The 17,148-nt window shown below is 44.6% G+C and carries 15 protein-coding genes; 14 read left to right on the top strand and 1 reads right to left on the bottom strand.

Annotation, left to right across the window (positions count from 1 at the left end; all coding sequences use genetic code 11):
• Positions 1-3 precede the first annotated feature (3 nt).
• The 4 genes from OCU87_RS13265 (at position 4) to OCU87_RS13250 (ending at position 6,101) form a co-directional block, all read left to right on the top strand.
• Entirely contained in the window at positions 4-4,140 is a 4,137-nt protein-coding gene (locus OCU87_RS13265) for a golvesin C-terminal-like domain-containing protein (protein ID WP_261857368.1), read from the top strand.
• A gap of 255 nt (positions 4,141-4,395) precedes the next feature.
• Positions 4,396-4,797 carry a hypothetical protein gene (locus tag OCU87_RS13260; RefSeq protein ID WP_239928708.1) on the top strand — a complete coding sequence of 134 codons (402 nt, stop codon included), beginning with the start codon at positions 4,396-4,398 and terminating at the stop codon, positions 4,795-4,797.
• Positions 4,798-4,899: 102 nt separating this feature from the next.
• Positions 4,900-5,238 (top strand): nitrogen regulatory protein P-II, encoded by a 339-nt coding sequence (gene glnB, locus OCU87_RS13255; RefSeq protein ID WP_062691022.1) that lies wholly within the window; start codon positions 4,900-4,902, stop codon positions 5,236-5,238.
• A 389-nt stretch (positions 5,239-5,627) separates the two neighbouring features.
• Positions 5,628-6,101, top strand: a complete 474-nt coding sequence (locus OCU87_RS13250; RefSeq protein WP_390960010.1) for a Dps family protein — start codon at positions 5,628-5,630, stop codon at positions 6,099-6,101.
• Positions 6,102-6,202: 101 nt separating this feature from the next.
• On the opposite strand, the gene OCU87_RS13245 is transcribed toward OCU87_RS13250, so the two are convergent.
• Positions 6,203-6,820, bottom strand: a complete 618-nt coding sequence (locus tag OCU87_RS13245; protein WP_062691024.1) for a YitT family protein — start codon at positions 6,818-6,820, stop codon at positions 6,203-6,205.
• 465 nt (positions 6,821-7,285) lie between these two features.
• Between OCU87_RS13245 and glyA the strand changes: the two genes are divergently transcribed.
• From glyA to OCU87_RS13195, 10 genes are all read left to right on the top strand, one after another.
• Positions 7,286-8,536, top strand: coding sequence for a serine hydroxymethyltransferase (glyA, locus tag OCU87_RS13240; RefSeq protein ID WP_062691025.1), 1,251 nt, complete (start codon positions 7,286-7,288; stop codon positions 8,534-8,536).
• Positions 8,537-8,688: 152 nt separating this feature from the next.
• Entirely contained in the window at positions 8,689-9,138 is a 450-nt protein-coding gene (gene nrdR / locus OCU87_RS13235; protein WP_048898130.1) for a transcriptional regulator NrdR, read from the top strand.
• 6 nt (positions 9,139-9,144) lie between these two features.
• Positions 9,145-10,302, top strand: coding sequence for a bifunctional diaminohydroxyphosphoribosylaminopyrimidine deaminase/5-amino-6-(5-phosphoribosylamino)uracil reductase RibD (ribD, locus tag OCU87_RS13230; RefSeq protein ID WP_261857367.1), 1,158 nt, complete (start codon positions 9,145-9,147; stop codon positions 10,300-10,302).
• A gap of 30 nt (positions 10,303-10,332) precedes the next feature.
• Positions 10,333-10,989, top strand: coding sequence for a riboflavin synthase (locus OCU87_RS13225; RefSeq protein ID WP_062691027.1), 657 nt, complete (start codon positions 10,333-10,335; stop codon positions 10,987-10,989).
• Positions 10,990-11,016: 27 nt separating this feature from the next.
• The gene (gene ribBA / locus OCU87_RS13220; RefSeq protein ID WP_062691028.1) at positions 11,017-12,120 is read left to right on the top strand and encodes a bifunctional 3,4-dihydroxy-2-butanone-4-phosphate synthase/GTP cyclohydrolase II; all 1,104 of its coding nucleotides are present in this window, start codon (positions 11,017-11,019) and stop codon (positions 12,118-12,120) included.
• A gap of 211 nt (positions 12,121-12,331) precedes the next feature.
• On the top strand, positions 12,332-12,802 hold the full coding sequence (gene ribH / locus OCU87_RS13215) for a 6,7-dimethyl-8-ribityllumazine synthase (protein WP_062691029.1): 471 nt from the start codon (positions 12,332-12,334) through the stop codon (positions 12,800-12,802).
• Positions 12,802-13,272 (top strand): transcription antitermination factor NusB, encoded by a 471-nt coding sequence (nusB, locus tag OCU87_RS13210; RefSeq protein WP_062691030.1) that lies wholly within the window; start codon positions 12,802-12,804, stop codon positions 13,270-13,272. The genes ribH and nusB overlap by 1 nt, the downstream gene beginning before the upstream one ends.
• A gap of 82 nt (positions 13,273-13,354) precedes the next feature.
• Positions 13,355-14,329: a thiamine-phosphate kinase gene (gene thiL / locus OCU87_RS13205; protein WP_261857366.1), complete on the top strand. Its 975-nt coding sequence runs from the start codon at positions 13,355-13,357 to the stop codon at positions 14,327-14,329.
• Between the two features lie 3 nt (positions 14,330-14,332).
• Entirely contained in the window at positions 14,333-14,818 is a 486-nt protein-coding gene (gene pgpA / locus OCU87_RS13200; protein ID WP_062691032.1) for a phosphatidylglycerophosphatase A, read from the top strand.
• A gap of 189 nt (positions 14,819-15,007) precedes the next feature.
• Positions 15,008-17,074, top strand: coding sequence for a hypothetical protein (locus tag OCU87_RS13195; RefSeq protein WP_261857365.1), 2,067 nt, complete (start codon positions 15,008-15,010; stop codon positions 17,072-17,074).
• Positions 17,075-17,148 lie beyond the last annotated feature (74 nt).

Raw genomic sequence — 17,148 nt, 5'->3', positions numbered from 1 at the left:
GCCTTGAGTGCGTCAATGGCAGGCTGTTTTGACCGTTCGTCTCCTGATGACAATTCGGTAACAACCACGTATCACACTGGCGATCGGCCGCATGTACTCTTTGCGCCGCTCAGCCAACAAATGGATTTGGTGAATGATTTACGTTTTGGTTCTCGTCTAGCGGCAGGTATTGATTATCAGACGCCAGATGATGGGGTTGTGAGTATTAATGGGGGGCGAGGGTTAACCTTGGCTGACAATTTTGGTTTTTCTACATCGGCGCAATTTGATGTGAGCTTTAGCCAGCCACTTGATCCTAATAGCGTCTCTTATAGTGGCTCAACTCAAAATGTATTCGTGTTGCCACTACAGTCTGGCCAAGGCGATGTAATGTTGCTGGACAATTTTCAAGGCTATGGTGGTCAGTTGGTTGATCCGCGTAAACTGGCTCAACAACAAATCCGAGCCAACGTGGTTACTTTAGATGGGGAAGCGAGTGTACTGCGAATTAGCCCATTATTACCATTAGCACCAAACACTAAGTATTTAGTGATCCTTGCTAATACGTTGCGTGACTGCCAAGGGCGAGCGATTGTCCCTTCTCAAGATTATCATCGTTTTAGTCACTCAAGCCCTTCGGCTGAAGGTTTGCCAATAGCTGCTGTTGTTTTACGTTGGCACAATATGGCCAGTGATGTATTGGCCGCCATTGCCGGTGGTTTTATTGAAAGAGGGCAATCAAGTTACTTGTCCGATGATCGCAAGAAAGTGGCAGAGCAAATTGCGCATGCTTTTACATTTACAACAACTGTCGGCACAGAGCAGCTTGAATCTTTAGCTAGCCCGAAAGCGGCTCTGATGAATCAAGGGGTAACAGAGCAGCAAGCGGATGATTTGCTTGCTTCTGTCTCTCACGGTAATGCAATCCCACAACCTCGAGAAGTGGGAATTATTCGCCGAGACTTATCGATTGGCGATATGCTCGATCCGTTTTTGCAAAAACTTGGGGTTGTATTTAATTCTCTCGATAGCCAAGTACTGGCACAACAATTTAATCTATCTGTTGAGCAAGTTGATCAGCTCAAATTGCAATATCAAGATTTTAAGCTAGATGGTTCACTGTTGGATGATTTGCTGACGAATGGTGTTCAGGGGTTCGAGTTTGCTTCGTTTGGTTATCCGAAGGTCAAGTTTTTTCAGGGACATATTAGTTTACCGTATTATTTAGCCGCGCCAGAATTGGATGACAAACGCCATATTAAAGCGAGCGCATTGGCGGAATTTGGTCATGATGAATGGCAATACCGTGAACCGCATTCAGCGTCTATTGGTGCAAAAAATGCATTATCATCCCCTGATCAGCAAGCCGAATATAAAGTGCCTTTTTTGGTTACTCTGCCTGAAGGGAATAAACCTATTGGTGGTTGGCCTGTGGTGATCTTCCAACATGGTATTTTGGGCGACCGCAGTAACAGTTTTCCTGCTGGTATGGCACTAGCATCGCTGTGCGATAAAGAACGTCCGGATAATGCTTGTTTTGCCACGATAGCGATGGATTTACCGCTGCACGGGATATCCCCTCAATTATTGATTGGCAGTACAGCGCTACCATCACCATTTATTGGTTTTGGGATGGACTCTCTTCGCGCTGAAACTGAAAAAACACTGAGTCAGTTAGCGAGCCAAGCAGCACTGACTGATAGCGAACGCCAAACTCAAGTTGAACTTCAAACTCGATTAGGTGAGATGGATGGTATTGTTGAGCGTCACTTTGGTGCGACACGTACCCCTACGGGTGAGTTGACGCCGATGAGTTGGGATTTAGCCGCGCTTAAGGGCACTTCGGGCTCGACTTTTATGAATTTCAGTAATGTGTTAAGTCAGCGTGACCGGATGCGCCAAGCTATTTCTGACTTATTGAATTTAAATGCTAGCCTGAAAAATATTGACCTTGATGGCGATGGTATCGCTGATTTCGACACTAGCCGCGTTTACTTTGTTGGTCACTCGTTAGGTGGCGTGTTGGGAATGCCATTTGTGGCTGTAAACAACGATCCTTTGGTGCGTCAATACAATCCAAACTTACCGAAAATTCAAGCCGCAGCATTGCTAACCACAGGTGGTGGGGTACCAAAGCTGCTTGAGCATTCACCAAGCTTTCGCCCTGAAATCCTAGGTGCCCTCAAACACTTGGATACTGAGCAACCACTAACGTTAGGTTCAAAATCCTTTGAGCATTATTTCTATACGCTACAGAGTGTGATTGATGGGGTTGATCCACTGAACTTTGCTGCCAAGCTGAAAGCCAGCGATACGGGTCTTTATATGGCTGAGGTTGTGGGGGGAGCACCTGTTATCGATGCTAATGGCTATCAGCAATACTCGGCGAATGGCCAACCAATGACAACATTGCCAGATCAAACTATTCCAAACAGTGCGGACGGTAAGCCTGTTATGCCATTTGATGGCAGTATTGCTGCGCCGCTCGCAGGCTCTGAGCCTATGGTGAAATTAATTGGGTTGCAGTCGTTACGTTATGAACTTGATAATGCTATAACCCCGTCATTAAATCGTAGTTTTTCAGTCAGCGCTGAGCATGAGCAACCATTGAAAGTGGTCGCGCGATTTAACCGTGGCACCCACGTTACGCCTGTCATGGCGCTTGAGAATATCCAACGTATGATGTTGGATAATCAACAGCTGGTTGAAGCGTTTAAATCTGGCAACATGGGTAAAGATCACCTGTCATTGATTTATTTAGCGGCAGATTCACTTAAGCGTTCAGGTGGTTTATTCCTTGAAATGACGGGGCAGGTGAGTGATTTCTTCACTCATAATGGAATGAAAGTGATGGTTAAAGATGCGAATTTATTAAGTCAGGTCGATCCGCATCAAAATGATACCCCATTGCCCACGATTACTTTGGTAAGTAAGCAACCCGCCAGTTGTGAGGCTGAGATGGCATGTATTATTGATAACGATGATGCCGCTTTTGAAATCACGGGTAATTGGGTAAGCCAAGCAGACCGTCCTAATGATAGCCAAGGAGGTCGCTACCAGTACGCGTCAGGTAGTGGTGATAACTACTTTTCGCATGCTGCGTGGTGGTTCCGCGTAAATAAGCCCGGGACATACCGTGTATCAATGCGAACGCCGTCGAACTTTGCTCAAGGCTCAATGTTCTTTGCGCATGGTGCCACTACAGGGGCTAAGTACAATGTGTTCTCTGCTGCTGGTGAATCGAAAGATCGTATGTTCAATCTTGTTGACGGTGTTCAGAACGCGGCGCCATTTAATTATCCTGCGGCGCCAAATGGTCAGTATGTGACATTAGGTAATTTTGTTTTTGATGCTAGCCATGATTACAAAGTCACCTTACATAATCGTAGCGTTGAGATCATCACAGGCCCATTGATTGCAGATGCGATTAAGGTTGAATATATCTCAAGCAATACCAATATGTCTGCGGGGTCAGAGTTGCAACTGTGGGTTGAACAAGCCGAAATTTTGCTTGTTTCTGTACAGGTGGGTGACCAGCCTGGTCAGTATTCTGCGGAGGCTGTGAGTCAGCTGAATACAGCGTTGGCGAGTGTGAAACAGGTGGCTTTTGATCCTACGTTATCATCAGTAACTATGTTAGCAATGAAGGCACAACTGGATAACGCGGTTAAAATGCTCGAGAAAAGTCAGGTACCAGAACCTGTCATTATTAGTCTAGATCCACAAGGTACGGTAATGGATAACCAAGATCGTAACTTTAATATCACTGTTCCGGGAAGCTTGAAAACAGATGATAATGGCCAGTATGGTGATGACTATTATTATTCGACCGATAGCCATTCTAAAGCTGAATGGGTATTTGAAGTGGTTGAAAATGGATATTATCAAGTGGCCGTGAACAGCCCTGGGGGCTTTAGCCGCAGTCATGGCTATGGTTCAGATAAGGTTAAGTATCAGTTGCTTGAGAATGATGCCGAGTTATCGAGTACACAGCTTGATCTGTATGAGGAGAGTTATCGTTTTTCGCCTTTGATTGAATCTGTTTATTTGCAGAAAGGTCAGCAATATAAAGTGTGTATTAGTGGTGCTTATACCTCATGGGGGTATAAATACGGTATTGCAGCGGATGCGATTAAAGTTATTTATAAGCCGTTGCCATAATATTCAAATACTAGATAAATCTTGTTATTAAATCGCCTTAATGGGCGATTTTTTTGTTTTAAAGCAAAAAAAAGTGTGAGAATTATTGGAAAAGTTGAGCAGTTGCCCAAATTGCTGAGTTTGGTGTTGAGTCATTAAAGTGTTCCTCTTAAAATGCTCGGCTAATCATTTAGCGTTTTGTTCGCTGAACATAGTCTGTGTCACATGGAATTGGTGCTTTCAGACGACGTTGTACTTTCAAGGATGAAATACACATTGGATACTGTAAAACAATATACATCCACACTGGCACTGCGTGTGTTGGGCTGCATTGTTACCGTTTGTTTGCTACGCAATATCGACGCGTTTATTTTAGCCTTTAGCTATAACCAATTGGGTATCGTGCCTGTGGTGATCGCAGTTTTAGTACTGATGTCAGGAGTTTTAGCCAGTGTAGGCTTATTGAATGGCCGCCATTGGGGATTTTTACCGCTCTATTTTTTTATACCCGCCGCAACCATGTTTTTTAGCTTTAGCTTGGTGCCCTTCGTTCCGCTATTTTTCCCTGTTGAAATAAGAGCCTATATCGTACTAGCTCTGAATATCAGTATTTTGCTCTATGCTGTCTTTTTACTGTTGAAAAAAATGGATTCGCCAATAGATCTTCACTCATTATAAATATGACCCTTTGTGATCTAAGTGGTTAAATACATTGAGGCACAGTAGGGGTTTCTGAGATAATCATTCTATTAGCCTCCGCTCAAAAAGGACGACGAGAAAATGAAAAAAATCGAAGCCATTATTAAGCCATTTAAGCTGGATGATGTACGTGAAGCTTTGGCCGAAGTTGGCATCACAGGGATGACAGTCTCTGAAGTGAAAGGTTTTGGTCGTCAGAAAGGCCACACAGAACTATACCGTGGTGCAGAATACATGGTCGACTTTCTGCCTAAAGTGAAGCTTGAAATTGTAGTTACAGATGAAGTGGCAGAACAGTGTATTGAGACCATTATTGAAATAGCGCAAACAGGCAAAATCGGTGATGGCAAAATCTTCATGTTTGATGTCGAGCGCGTTGTGCGTATTCGTACTGGTGAAGAGGACGAAGACGCGATCTAAATTGAGATGATAGCTTCGTTTTATTTCGCTCAATAACTGTGTCGGGAGTGCTCATTTATGGCTATAAATTCTGCGTTCCCTCTTGGTTTTTGAGCGAAACTCCTTCGCTCCAGTAATTATCAACAACCCTTTGTTCTTATTGCAACGCCACCATGTGCCCTCTACATTTCCATTTTTCTCTTTCCATCTTTCTGCTGTTATTACTTTCTCTTGGTTTGCTAAACCTTTTTTACGGCTACTTTCTTGGTCGAATTCCCGTGTTTTTAATAGATTAAAACTTGTTAAAATTATACTTCAATAGTTTTTGGCTATTGAATGTATAAAGCAATACGAATGGTGTCTGAGTGATAGCACCCGTAATATTGCAGAAAACAAAGAGGAATCGAATTATGCGACAACAAAATATTATTGGGCTTGATAGTGGTAAATCTGATGAGTTGGCTGCTCAACTCAATACGTTGCTGGCCAATTATCAAGTGCTCTACATGAATACACGTGGCTATCACTGGAATATTAAAGGTAGAGAGTTCTTTGAATTACATGCGAAATTTGAAGAAATTTATACCGATCTACAAGTGAAAATTGATGAGTTAGCAGAGCGTGCTTTAACACTGGGTGCAACGCCATCACATAGCTTTACTCAGTACCTTCAGGTCAGTGAAATCAAAGAACACCTTAATGCGCATGTAGGTAGTGAGTGTGTTAGTGGCTTACAAGCGGGCTTTAAAACCTTATTGGGTATGCAGCGTAGTATTCTTGGGTTAGCTGGTGATGCTGAAGATGAAGGGACAGCGGCATTGATGGGTGATTATATCCGAGAGCAAGAAAAGCTAATGTGGATGCTGAATGCTTACAATCAATAACCGTTTAGTTAAGCAGTTAAATAATCATAAAAAAGAGGTCGCACATCGCGACCTCTTTTTGCATGTCTGATTTTAAATCGAGTTCACCTAGCGCATAAAGATTAACTTGCTTGCGCCTTTAGCTCGCTGCTATAGCGTCCCGGTTTGTGGTTCATCGCCAATACTAAGTTCAACATGAACGCACCGACTACAGAGAATAGAAGGGTCATTGGGCTAACAAGGAAGAAAGATGCAACAAGTATGCTGAAATCAATGCCCATTTGCAGTTTGCCTGCTGACCATCCCATCTTTTCTTGCAGAAACAGAACCAGCACATTAAAGCCACCTAGGCTGGTTTTATGACGAAATAGGATCAACATACCTAACCCCATTAGTACTCCACCAATCAGGGCACAGTAGAGCGGTTCAAGACGACTGATCTCCAGCACGTGATGAAGGTTATCGGTGATGATAGACACCAATCCACCAGAAAGAATGCTGGTTAGAGCAAATGATTTACCCATGCGGAACCAAGCCATCAGGTAAAACGGGCAGTTCATCATAAAGTACAACTGACCAAACGACAGATCGATAAACTGGCTCGCAAGTAACGCAAGACCTGTTGTGCCACCAGTCAGTAAATCGGCTTGCTGAAGAAAGAATACGCCTTGGGCTACGACGAAAGTACCAGTAAGAATGGCGATAATGTTTTCTGAAATAGAATGCTTGTTACTGCTCAAAAATAGCTCCTCGTATCACCCGTATGTAAGTCATGCTAATGCGGGCTTGCTGCGCAGGCAGGGTCGATGAAAATGGATAAGTAATTGGAGCGCATCATATAGTCATTTATGACAAGAAAGAAGGTTGTGAGGGTAGGTGGTTTTTGGTGGGTGTAATAATATTTGTACGGAGTTGTAAATATTAATTTTGATGACTTTCTTGATAAATCTATCTACTTGATCTTTACAGGCTTAGCCTCAAATTGTAGCCAAGATGAAACGAATTCATGGTGACATTGAAAATAAACATGAAGAAATCCAATAAAAAGTAATTTGAAGGGTATCTGATTTAGATCAATTTATGTAAAATATGGCATCAGTTACTGGTTAGACGAAAACGTTTGCGTCCGCATGGTTACTCGCTTTGCGTGAATCCAGTTTTTGTTAGAATTTTGTGGTTATACCTATCTGAGTCAGGAGATACAGATGCTAAAGCGCGACATGAATATTGCCGATTACGACGCTGAACTGTTTGCAGCTATTCAGGAAGAAACTGCACGTCAAGAAGAGCACATCGAGTTAATTGCTTCTGAAAACTACACAAGCCCACGTGTAATGGAAGCACAAGGTTCTCAGCTAACTAACAAATACGCTGAAGGTTACCCTGGTAAGCGTTACTACGGTGGTTGTGAATTCGTAGATAAAGCTGAACAACTTGCTATTGATCGTGCATGTCAGCTATTTGGTGCCGAGTACGCGAACGTACAGCCTCACTCAGGTTCTCAAGCCAATAATGCTGTTTACATGGCACTTCTTAATGCTGGCGATACTGTACTTGGTATGAGCTTGGCACACGGTGGTCACCTAACACACGGTTCACCAGTAAACTTCTCTGGTAAGCTTTACAACATCATTCCTTACGGTATTGATGAAGCGGGTCAGATTGATTACGAAGAAATGGAAGCACTTGCAGTAGAGCACAAGCCGAAAATGATCATCGGTGGTTTCTCTGCTTACTCTCAAATTTGTGATTGGGCGCGCATGCGTGAAATCGCAGATAAAGTTGGCGCATACTTCTTCGTTGATATGGCACACGTTGCTGGCCTGATTGCTGCGGGTGTTTACCCTAACCCAGTACCTCATGCACACGTTGTTACAACAACAACGCATAAAACGCTTGCTGGTCCTCGTGGTGGTCTAATTCTTTCTTGTGAAGGCGAAGATCTTTACAAGAAACTGAACTCTGCTGTATTCCCTGGTGGCCAAGGTGGCCCACTAATGCATGTTATTGCTGCAAAAGCGGTAGCATTCAAAGAAGCCATGGAACCTGAGTTTAAAGAATACCAAGCGCGCGTTGTTGAAAACGCAAAAGTAATGGTTGGTGAATTCCTAGAGCGCGGTTACAACATCGTTTCTGGTAGCACTGAAAACCACCTGTTCCTTGTTGACCTAATCAACAAAAACATCACAGGTAAAGAAGCAGATGCCGCGCTAGGTGCTGCAAACATTACCGTGAACAAGAACAGTGTACCAAACGATCCTCGTAGCCCATTTGTTACTTCGGGTATCCGTATCGGTACGCCTTCTATCACACGCCGTGGCTTTACGGCTGAAGACACTAAACAACTTGCGGGTTGGATTTGTGACATTCTTGATGATATCGAGAACCCAGCGGTGATTGAAGCGACTAAAGCGAAAGTACTAGAGATTTGTAAGCGCCTTCCTGTTTACGCTTAATTTCGTATCTCGCGTATAAATAAACGGCACCTTTAAGGTGCCGTTTTGCGTTAGGGAATAATAAGGCAGTAAATAAGCGTAAAAACCGCGGATATATACTCAATAAACGTTTGAAATGCGGTACACTGATTCGACGAAAATGAGGAGGCACGATGCACTGTCCTTTTTGTGGTGCCAATGACACCAAAGTAATCGATTCTCGCTTGGTTGCCGATGGCCACCAAGTACGTCGTCGTCGTCAATGTTTAGCTTGTAATGAACGTTATACCACGTTTGAAACGGCTGAATTGGTGATGCCGCGTGTAATTAAAACAAATGGAAACCGTGACCCATTCAACGAAGATAAGTTGCGTGGTGGTATTCAACGAGCGTTAGAAAAACGTCCTGTAAGCGCAGATGATATTGAAAAAGCGATCAATACCATTAAGTCTCAATTACGTGCGACAGGTGAGCGTGAAGTTGCGTCTGACATGATCGGTAACTTGGTCATGGAAGCGTTAAAAGAGCTTGATAAGGTGGCGTATATCCGTTTTGCCTCTGTTTATCGCAGCTTTGAAGATATCCGAGAATTTGGCGAAGAAATCGCTAAATTAGAAAAGTAGCCACGCATGTTTTCTTCTCTAGATCATTCTATGATGTTACACGCTTTGCAATTAGCAAAGCGTGGTCGTTTTACTACGGCCCCTAACCCTAATGTTGGCTGCGTGATTGCTCAAGGCGATCACATTGTTGGTCAAGGTTATCATTATCAAGCTGGGCAACCCCATGCCGAAGTTTTTGCGCTTCGTGAAGCGGGTGAGCGTGCCAAAGGTGCTACCGCTTATGTCACGCTAGAGCCATGCTCTCATTATGGCCGAACCCCTCCTTGTGCTGAAGCGCTCGTTAAGGCGAATGTTACGCGTGTTGTCTGTGCCATGGTGGATCCAAATCCTAAGGTCGCAGGACGTGGCATCGCAATGCTTGAAGCGGCGGGTATTGAGGTGCAAACAGGTTTACTTGAAGCCGACGCCAAAGCGCTTAATCGTGGTTTCATTAAACGGATGAAAACAGGTCTGCCATTTGTACAACTCAAGCTAGCAGCCAGCCTTGATGGTCGAACAGCGTTAGCCAATGGTGAGAGTCAGTGGATCACTAGCCCGCAAGCGCGTGCTGATGTTCAAGCCTACCGTGCTCAATCGGGTGCTATTTTATCTACTAGCGCTACGGTGTTAGCTGATGACCCTTCATTGAATGTCCGTTGGTCTGAGTTGAGCGCTGATATTCAAGCCGATTACCCTCAAACCGATTCACCGCAAGACAATCTGCGTCAACCGACGCGCATTATTATCGATAGCCAAAACCGTGTTTCCCCAACGTGTCGTCTTGCTCAACTGCCAGGACAGACACTGCTTGCTCGTCGTCAATGTGATCAATTAGCTTGGCCTGAATCGGTTCAACAGATCACTGTACCTAGCTCTGACACCACGAACACAGAGACTGCACAGGTAGATCTTAAAGAGCTAATGCAACAGTTAGCACGTGACCACGATATTAACCATATTTGGGTGGAAGCGGGTGCTGGTTTGGCTGGTGCACTGATCAACGCGAAATTAGTGGATGAGCTTATCCTCTATCAAGCCCCTAAACTAATGGGAAGTGATAGTCGTGGTTTAGTCGATTTGTTGGGCTTAACGTCGATGTCCCACGTTCCAACATTAACGATTTCAGATGTACGTACCGTAGGCCCTGATATTCGTATCACAGCTAGCGTATCAGGGCAGGTTTAACACCGTAATCTGCGGAAAGGAAAAATATTCATGTTTACAGGCATTATTGAAGCAGTCGGCACTATTACTGCGTTAACCCCAAAAGGTGAAGACATTTCAGTGACGGTTGCGTCAGGTGATTTGGATTTAGGCGATGTAAAGTTAGGCGACAGTATTGCGACTAACGGTGTTTGCCTCACCGTCGTGCAACTAACAGGCAATGGTTACGTTGCTGACTTGTCGTTAGAAACATTAAAGCGAACAGCATTCGTCGATTATCAAGCCGGGCAGGTTGTTAACCTTGAAAAGGCAATGCTGCCAACTACGCGTTTTGGTGGCCATATGGTATCGGGTCATGTTGATAACGTCGGTGAGATCATTGAGCGTCAGCATACTGGCCGTGCTATTGAATTTTGGGTGAGTGCGCCGGATAATTTAGCTAAATATTTAGCAGAGAAAGGCTCGGTGGCGATTGATGGTATCAGTCTTACTATCAATGCGATTCGTGGTAATGAATTTAAGCTGACCATTGTGCCGCATACAGCGGCAGAAACGACGATGGAAGCTTTCAAAGTTGGCCGTAAGGTGAACTTAGAAGTAGATGTGATTGCTCGTTATCTTGAGCGTCTAATGTTAGGTGACAAAGCTGCAGATAAGAAGTCCGAAGTGACAATGGATCTGCTCGCACGTAGCGGCTTTTTAGGTTAAGCGGTTTTCTAAGTTAAGGGGATTAAGATGGCTTTAAGCAGCGCAAAAGAGATTATTGATGACATCCGCCAAGGTAAAATGGTTATCTTGATGGATGATGAAGATCGCGAGAATGAAGGCGATTTAATTATTGCTGCCGAAAAAATCACACCAGAAGCGATTAACTTCATGGCAACCAATGGCCGTGGTTTGATTTGTCTTACGCTGACTCAAGCGCGTTGTCAGCAGCTTAATTTACCGTTAATGGTACAAGAGAATACGGAACAATTTAGTACTAACTTCACCGTATCGATTGAAGCGGCACAAGGCGTAACGACTGGTATCTCTGCGGCTGATCGCTCGCGCACTGTGGAGGCAGCTGTTGCTGCTAACGCATCGGCTGCAGACATCGTAATGCCGGGACATATTTTCCCATTGATGGCACAAGCAGGTGGCGTATTGTCTCGTGCTGGTCACACTGAAGCCGGTTGTGATATTGCACGCCTAGCGGGTTTAGAGCCATCAAGTGTGATTGTTGAAATTTTAAATGAAGATGGCACCATGGCGCGCCGTCCTCAGCTTGAAGTTTTTGCCGAAAAACACGGTTTAAAACTGGGCACGATTGCGGATTTGATTGAATACCGTAATAACAATGAAACAACGATTGAACGTATTGCTGAATGTAAGTTACCGACTGAATTTGGTGAGTTCGATATGATCACATACCGTGACACTATCGATAACCAAGTACACTACGCGCTGCGTAAAGGCGATGTTGAAGCAGAACAGCCAACGATAGTACGTGTTCACTTGCAAGATACGTTTAAAGATATTCTTCATTCAGGTGCGACTCAGTGGACGTTGCCAAATGCCATGCAACGTATTGCCAAAGAAGGCGGTGTATTGGTTGTGCTGAGTAAGCAAGAAAGCCAAGAGGCTGTTATTGCAAAAGTGAAGAATTTATCAGCGGATGCCACAGGCCAACCTAAGGTGAAATTGAATCCAAAAGATCAATCTCGTCAGGTGGGCGTTGGTTCTCAGATCTTATCTGATCTAGGTGTATCGAAGATGCGTCTGCTATCATCAAGCACACAACGCTACCATTCGCTTTCTGGTTTTGGCCTAGAAGCGGTTGAGTACATTTGTGAGTAATTCTAGCCAATAAGGCTATGCCTCACTGATATCATCCCTGCGATTTTTTCAGTGAGGCGTTTAAGTTAATCAGCTAGCTCGATAACAGAGTGCTGATAACAAATTTTCATCAATAATGAGATTCCACCGTTTGACCGTAGCGACGCTACTACTAAGTGTGGTAGACTCCCGCGGTTTCTCAAACCGGAAAGACATAGTCACAGGAAGGCCCATGAAGGTAATTGAAGGCGCCATCGCGGCACCAAATGCAAAAGTTGCTATTGTAATCGCTCGCTTCAACAGCTTTATTAACGAAAGCCTACTTTCAGGCGCACTAGATGCACTGAAACGTCAAGGCCAAGTTAGCGAAGACAATATCACTGTTGTTCGTTGCCCTGGAGCATACGAACTACCATTGGTTGCACAGCAAGTTGCTAAAAGCGATCGTTACGACGCGATTATCGCGTTAGGCTCTGTGATCCGTGGTGGAACCCCACACTTCGATTATGTTGCCGGTGAGTGTAATAAAGGTTTAGCGCAAGTCGCTCTTGAGTTTAATACTCCAGTAGCGTTTGGCGTTCTAACTGTCGATTCTATCGAACAAGCCATCGAGCGTGCCGGTACCAAGGCTGGTAATAAAGGGGCAGAGGCTGCACTTAGCGCGCTTGAAATGGTAAATGTTCTGTCCCAAATTGAATCCTAATGGGGGTTAATGTGAAACCAGCCGCACGTCGTAATGCACGTCAGTTTGCTGTGCAAGCTATTTATTCTTGGCAGATTACTAAAGATAATGTTGCTAATATCGAACTTCATTTCCTATCTGGCGATAAGTTTGAAGAAGAAGAACACCAAGCAGATGCACCTGTACTTGCTGCACCACACAGTGATGTAGAGTACTTCCGTGATCTACTAACAGGTGTTGTTCTTAATCATCAAGAACTTGATAGCAAAATGCGTCCATACCTATCTCGTCCACTACAAGATTTGGACCAGATGGAGCTAGCGTTACTTCGTCTATCTATGTACGAAATGGTTAAGCGTGAAGACGTACCTTTCAAAGTGGTTATCAACGAAGCTATCGAACTAGCGAAAATGTTTGGTGCTGAAGATAGTCACAAATTTGTGAATGGTGTACTTGATAAAGCGGCACCAAGCCTTCGCAAAAACAAATAATCGATTCTGATTAATAGAGGCCAGCTTAGCTGGCCTTTTTTCTTTCTAAGTAATTGTATTTTTCTTTCTAAGTAATTGTATTATGGCTGGAAATGAATTTGATTTAATTGCTCGTTATTTCGAGCAACAAGCGGTTGAACGCCGTGATGTAGAACTCGCCATTGGTGATGACTGCGCATTACTTAAAGTACCCGAAGGCTGTCAACTTGCGGTGAGCACTGACTCATTAGTTGCTGGCACACATTTTTTGGCTGATGCCGACCCTAAATGGATCGCTCATAAAGCGTTAGCATCGAATTTAAGTGACTTGGCTGCAATGGGCGCAACGCCTGCTTGGGTATCGTTAGCGCTCACTATGCCAACACCAAATGAAACATGGCTTGATGGTTTTTGCCAAGGTTTCTTTGCTCTGGCTGAATATTATAATGTCCAGCTTGTCGGTGGTGATACCACCAAAGGTCCTCTTAGTATTACGTTAACCGTTCATGGTTTTATCCCTCAAGGCCAAGCATTAACACGCGGTGGTGCCAGTAATGGTGACTGGGTATATGTTACCGGTAACTTAGGTGACAGTGCGGCAGGTTTGGCACTGATTTTAGGTGAACGCGAACTTGATGATGCTAACTTGGCTAATACGCTGATTCAGCGCCATTATCTTGCTCAACCCCGTATCTTAGCTGGGCAGGCGTTGCGTGGTATCGCTTCTGCTGCACTCGATATTTCTGATGGTGTCGTTTCTGATTTAGGTCATATCTTAAAGCGTTCAGGCTTAGGGGCGGTGATTCATGTTGAAAAGCTCCCTCTTTCTGAAGAATTACGTGAATTTGAACCCGATCTGGCAAAAGCACAGCAATTAGCACTCACAAGTGGCGAAGAATACGAACTCTGCTTTACTGTGCCAGAAGCGCATCGTGGAGCCGTTGATGTAGCGCTTGCTCATACCGGTGTAACAGCAACGTGTATTGGTCAGCTTTATCCTGGGTGTGATGTTACGTTACAATCAGCAGGCAAAGCCATCGATTGGCAGTTGCATGGTTATGATCATTTTGCGGAGTAAGGTTTGACGGACCCAAGAGAACACATTCAATTACGTAACCCATGGCACTTATTAGCAACTGGTTTTGGCAGCGGATTGTCACCGATTGTCCCAGGTACCATGGGCACTGTTGCTGCGATCCCTTTTTATATGCTAATGACTCAGTTGCCATTTACTGTGTATTTAGCGATCACTTTTATCGCGGCGATTATTGGTATTACCATCTGTCAGAAAACATCAGATGATATGCAAGTCCATGACCATGGTAGTATTGTGTGGGATGAATTTGTCGGCTTTTGGATCACCATGGCAATCGCTCCCGCATTGAGTTGGGAGTGGGTATTGACCGGGTTCATCTTGTTCCGTTTTTTCGACATGATAAAACCTTGGCCGATTAGTTGGCTTGATAAACATGTACATGGTGGCTTTGGCATCATGGTTGATGATGTTTTAGCGGGCTTTATGGCGATGATTTCCCTTTGGGGAGTCGGCCATTGGTTAGGCTGGTAAGCTTGGGTTATTAACCCTATATAAAAAAGACTTTTCTGAAAGCCGCTTATATTGATAAGCGGCTTTTTGTTTTTTAATTATTGACGGTAAAACTTATTTACATTGGTATAAGCCATTGTTCGTCTAGTCTTAATTCTATATCAGCGCCAATCAGTCTGGGCGAGGGTCTTGGTTATAAGGCAGGGTGTTATGAAGGTCAATTGGTTAGCTGTGGTCGTCAGTCTGTTCAGTTCAATCAGCGTTATCGTGCAAGCTCAGGTATATCCATCGACAGGTACGGGCTGGGTGCTACCTGGTGGATGGGAAGCTCCTTTAACTACGTCAGCACTCGATTCTGCAAATGATGTAAAGCGTTGGGAAGCACAGCATGCTGATATTGTATTTGGCAGCATGCAAGATAAAGTGATGAATAAGAAGCTCATCAGTATGGGCTATATGTACAGCCAAAAACTGGATTGTAAACCTGGAAAACCAACCGCATGGCTTAGTAAACAGAGTGCACTAACAGGCTTAGATCTTGAAGATCTCTATTTGCATTTTTCAGAAGATACCCAGCTCGAAGCCGCTTCAATTAGCCAAGGGGTGAGTTATTTACTTGAAGGTTCTCCCTTCCATGTCATTCTTATCCGCAACGGTAATTACGCCACAGCACGTTTCCCGCTCACTGTGCAGCCTAATGATGAGTTGGTCGTGCTCTCGTCGTACCCATCCAACTCTCTCGTCATCGCCGCTGATATTGCACCTAAAGTGCAGCAAGCCATTGCATTATCCAGCCCAAGTGAAGGTATTGCACAGTGGAAGCCGATTCATAGTGATTGGCAACATGACCAAGGGGAGTGGCAAGGCTCGCTGGATATTCAGTACCCGTGGCAAAGCTCGTCGGCAAGGATAGAAGGACGAGAACTGAACACAGGGAAACAAGCGCTGAGTGATGGTTTACAAGTGTGGGTACTGAAACTGAACTGGCAGGCCAATAGCAAGGTGGAGCGAGTCGCATTTAAACCTTGGCTTAACTATCAAGATCAACGTTTGGTGATACCGGGTTGGGACTCGGTGAATGACCGTAATCAAGATGGCGTTGTCAGCGACCAAGAATTTTATTCTCGTAAAAATTTCAAGGCGAGTGCCCGTTTCCGCCATCAAGCGCGCTTGATCCCCGCGGGTCATATGTGGCCGGGTACCTGTTGGTATCGTTTAAATTTCGGTAATAAGTTATTGAATGATCTCCATGCTAAGTGGTATCGCTATGATTGGGAGCAGCAAGGATTAAGCGGTGCTTATAATGACGATATGGCTAAGCTGCTAGGTAATAATCAATTTACAGTCGAGGCTGGTGGGCAGCTGCAAGAACTGCCATTCAAGGCAGGAAACGATGAAGCGTCGTTGTATTATGCCAAGCAAATGGCAGACTTTTTAGCTTTGGTTAAAACTTACACTCAAACGCATTGGTTGGCCGCGAATATTTCGGATTTAAACCTTTGGCATTACGACGGTTGGCCACAAGCGCTACGCGATGTGGTGGATGTTTGGTTACGTGAGCATTACCTTAGTCCTGCGATGGGGCTAGATCGCTTGTATCGGTACTGGGATAATTTTGCTTTGGCTCGCCAAGGGGATAAGAGTTTAATCATGGTATCGATGAAAGGCGGGCGTAGTCAGGTTGCCCCGTTATTATCGACGGCTTGGCACCAAGATATCGAAACTGGGCTCGCGCTTTATTATCTTTTTAATATCCCTCAACGTACCTATTACCATAGTTGGAATGCTGGCTTTTATTACGGTAGCGGTAATACAACGGATAAAAACTGGTATCGCCAAGGTGTACCTAAAAACTGGGTTTATCAGCCAAGCGCTATGCTGAAGGTCGATATAGGCCAACCGACAATCGCGCCGAAAGGACATCGGATTGTGTATTGGCGCAATAAAACCAACGACGTAGATATTAAAGCAAAAACATCCAGCACTATGCTCGGGGATATTAGCGTCGCGCCGGCTAACTGGTTTTGGCTCTACCGCTCAGGGTGGGGCAGTGATTTCCCGCGGCATGGGGTAATTGCACGACAGTACAGCAAAGGGTTGGTGGTGTACCGTGCGATGAATGAGCCGAATAACACTGCGTTTATGCAGACTAAACCATTGCGGGTGTCGCTACCGGGCGATTATCGTCGCGTTATGCCTGATGGCACCTTAGGTGCATCTACTCGGTATTTAGAGCTGGGTGGATATGAAGGTGTCGTACTAAAAAAAGTAGAGTAACGTATTGTATCTGATAACTATAAAAACGGACTTCAGAGAAGTCCGTTTTTTAATGCTATTTAGCGAGCGTTGAC

Source organism: Photobacterium sanguinicancri (genome assembly GCF_024346675.1).
GTDB lineage: Bacteria > Pseudomonadota > Gammaproteobacteria > Enterobacterales > Vibrionaceae > Photobacterium > Photobacterium sanguinicancri.
Note: the sequence above shows the minus strand (reverse complement) of the source record. Positions and strands in the feature narration are given on the sequence as shown.

Coding starts and splice junctions, on each gene's coding strand:
- nrdR (WP_048898130.1), top strand. CDS start 8,689: ATGCACTGTCCTTTTTGTGGTGCCAATGACACCAAAGTAATCGATTCT.
- glyA (WP_062691025.1), top strand. CDS start 7,286: ATGCTAAAGCGCGACATGAATATTGCCGATTACGACGCTGAACTGTTT.
- OCU87_RS13195 (WP_261857365.1), top strand. CDS start 15,008: ATGAAGGTCAATTGGTTAGCTGTGGTCGTCAGTCTGTTCAGTTCAATC.
- ribH (WP_062691029.1), top strand. CDS start 12,332: ATGAAGGTAATTGAAGGCGCCATCGCGGCACCAAATGCAAAAGTTGCT.
- OCU87_RS13250 (WP_390960010.1), top strand. CDS start 5,628: ATGCGACAACAAAATATTATTGGGCTTGATAGTGGTAAATCTGATGAG.
- thiL (WP_261857366.1), top strand. CDS start 13,355: ATGGCTGGAAATGAATTTGATTTAATTGCTCGTTATTTCGAGCAACAA.
- glnB (WP_062691022.1), top strand. CDS start 4,900: ATGAAAAAAATCGAAGCCATTATTAAGCCATTTAAGCTGGATGATGTA.
- ribBA (WP_062691028.1), top strand. CDS start 11,017: ATGGCTTTAAGCAGCGCAAAAGAGATTATTGATGACATCCGCCAAGGT.
- ribD (WP_261857367.1), top strand. CDS start 9,145: ATGTTTTCTTCTCTAGATCATTCTATGATGTTACACGCTTTGCAATTA.
- OCU87_RS13225 (WP_062691027.1), top strand. CDS start 10,333: ATGTTTACAGGCATTATTGAAGCAGTCGGCACTATTACTGCGTTAACC.
- nusB (WP_062691030.1), top strand. CDS start 12,802: ATGGGGGTTAATGTGAAACCAGCCGCACGTCGTAATGCACGTCAGTTT.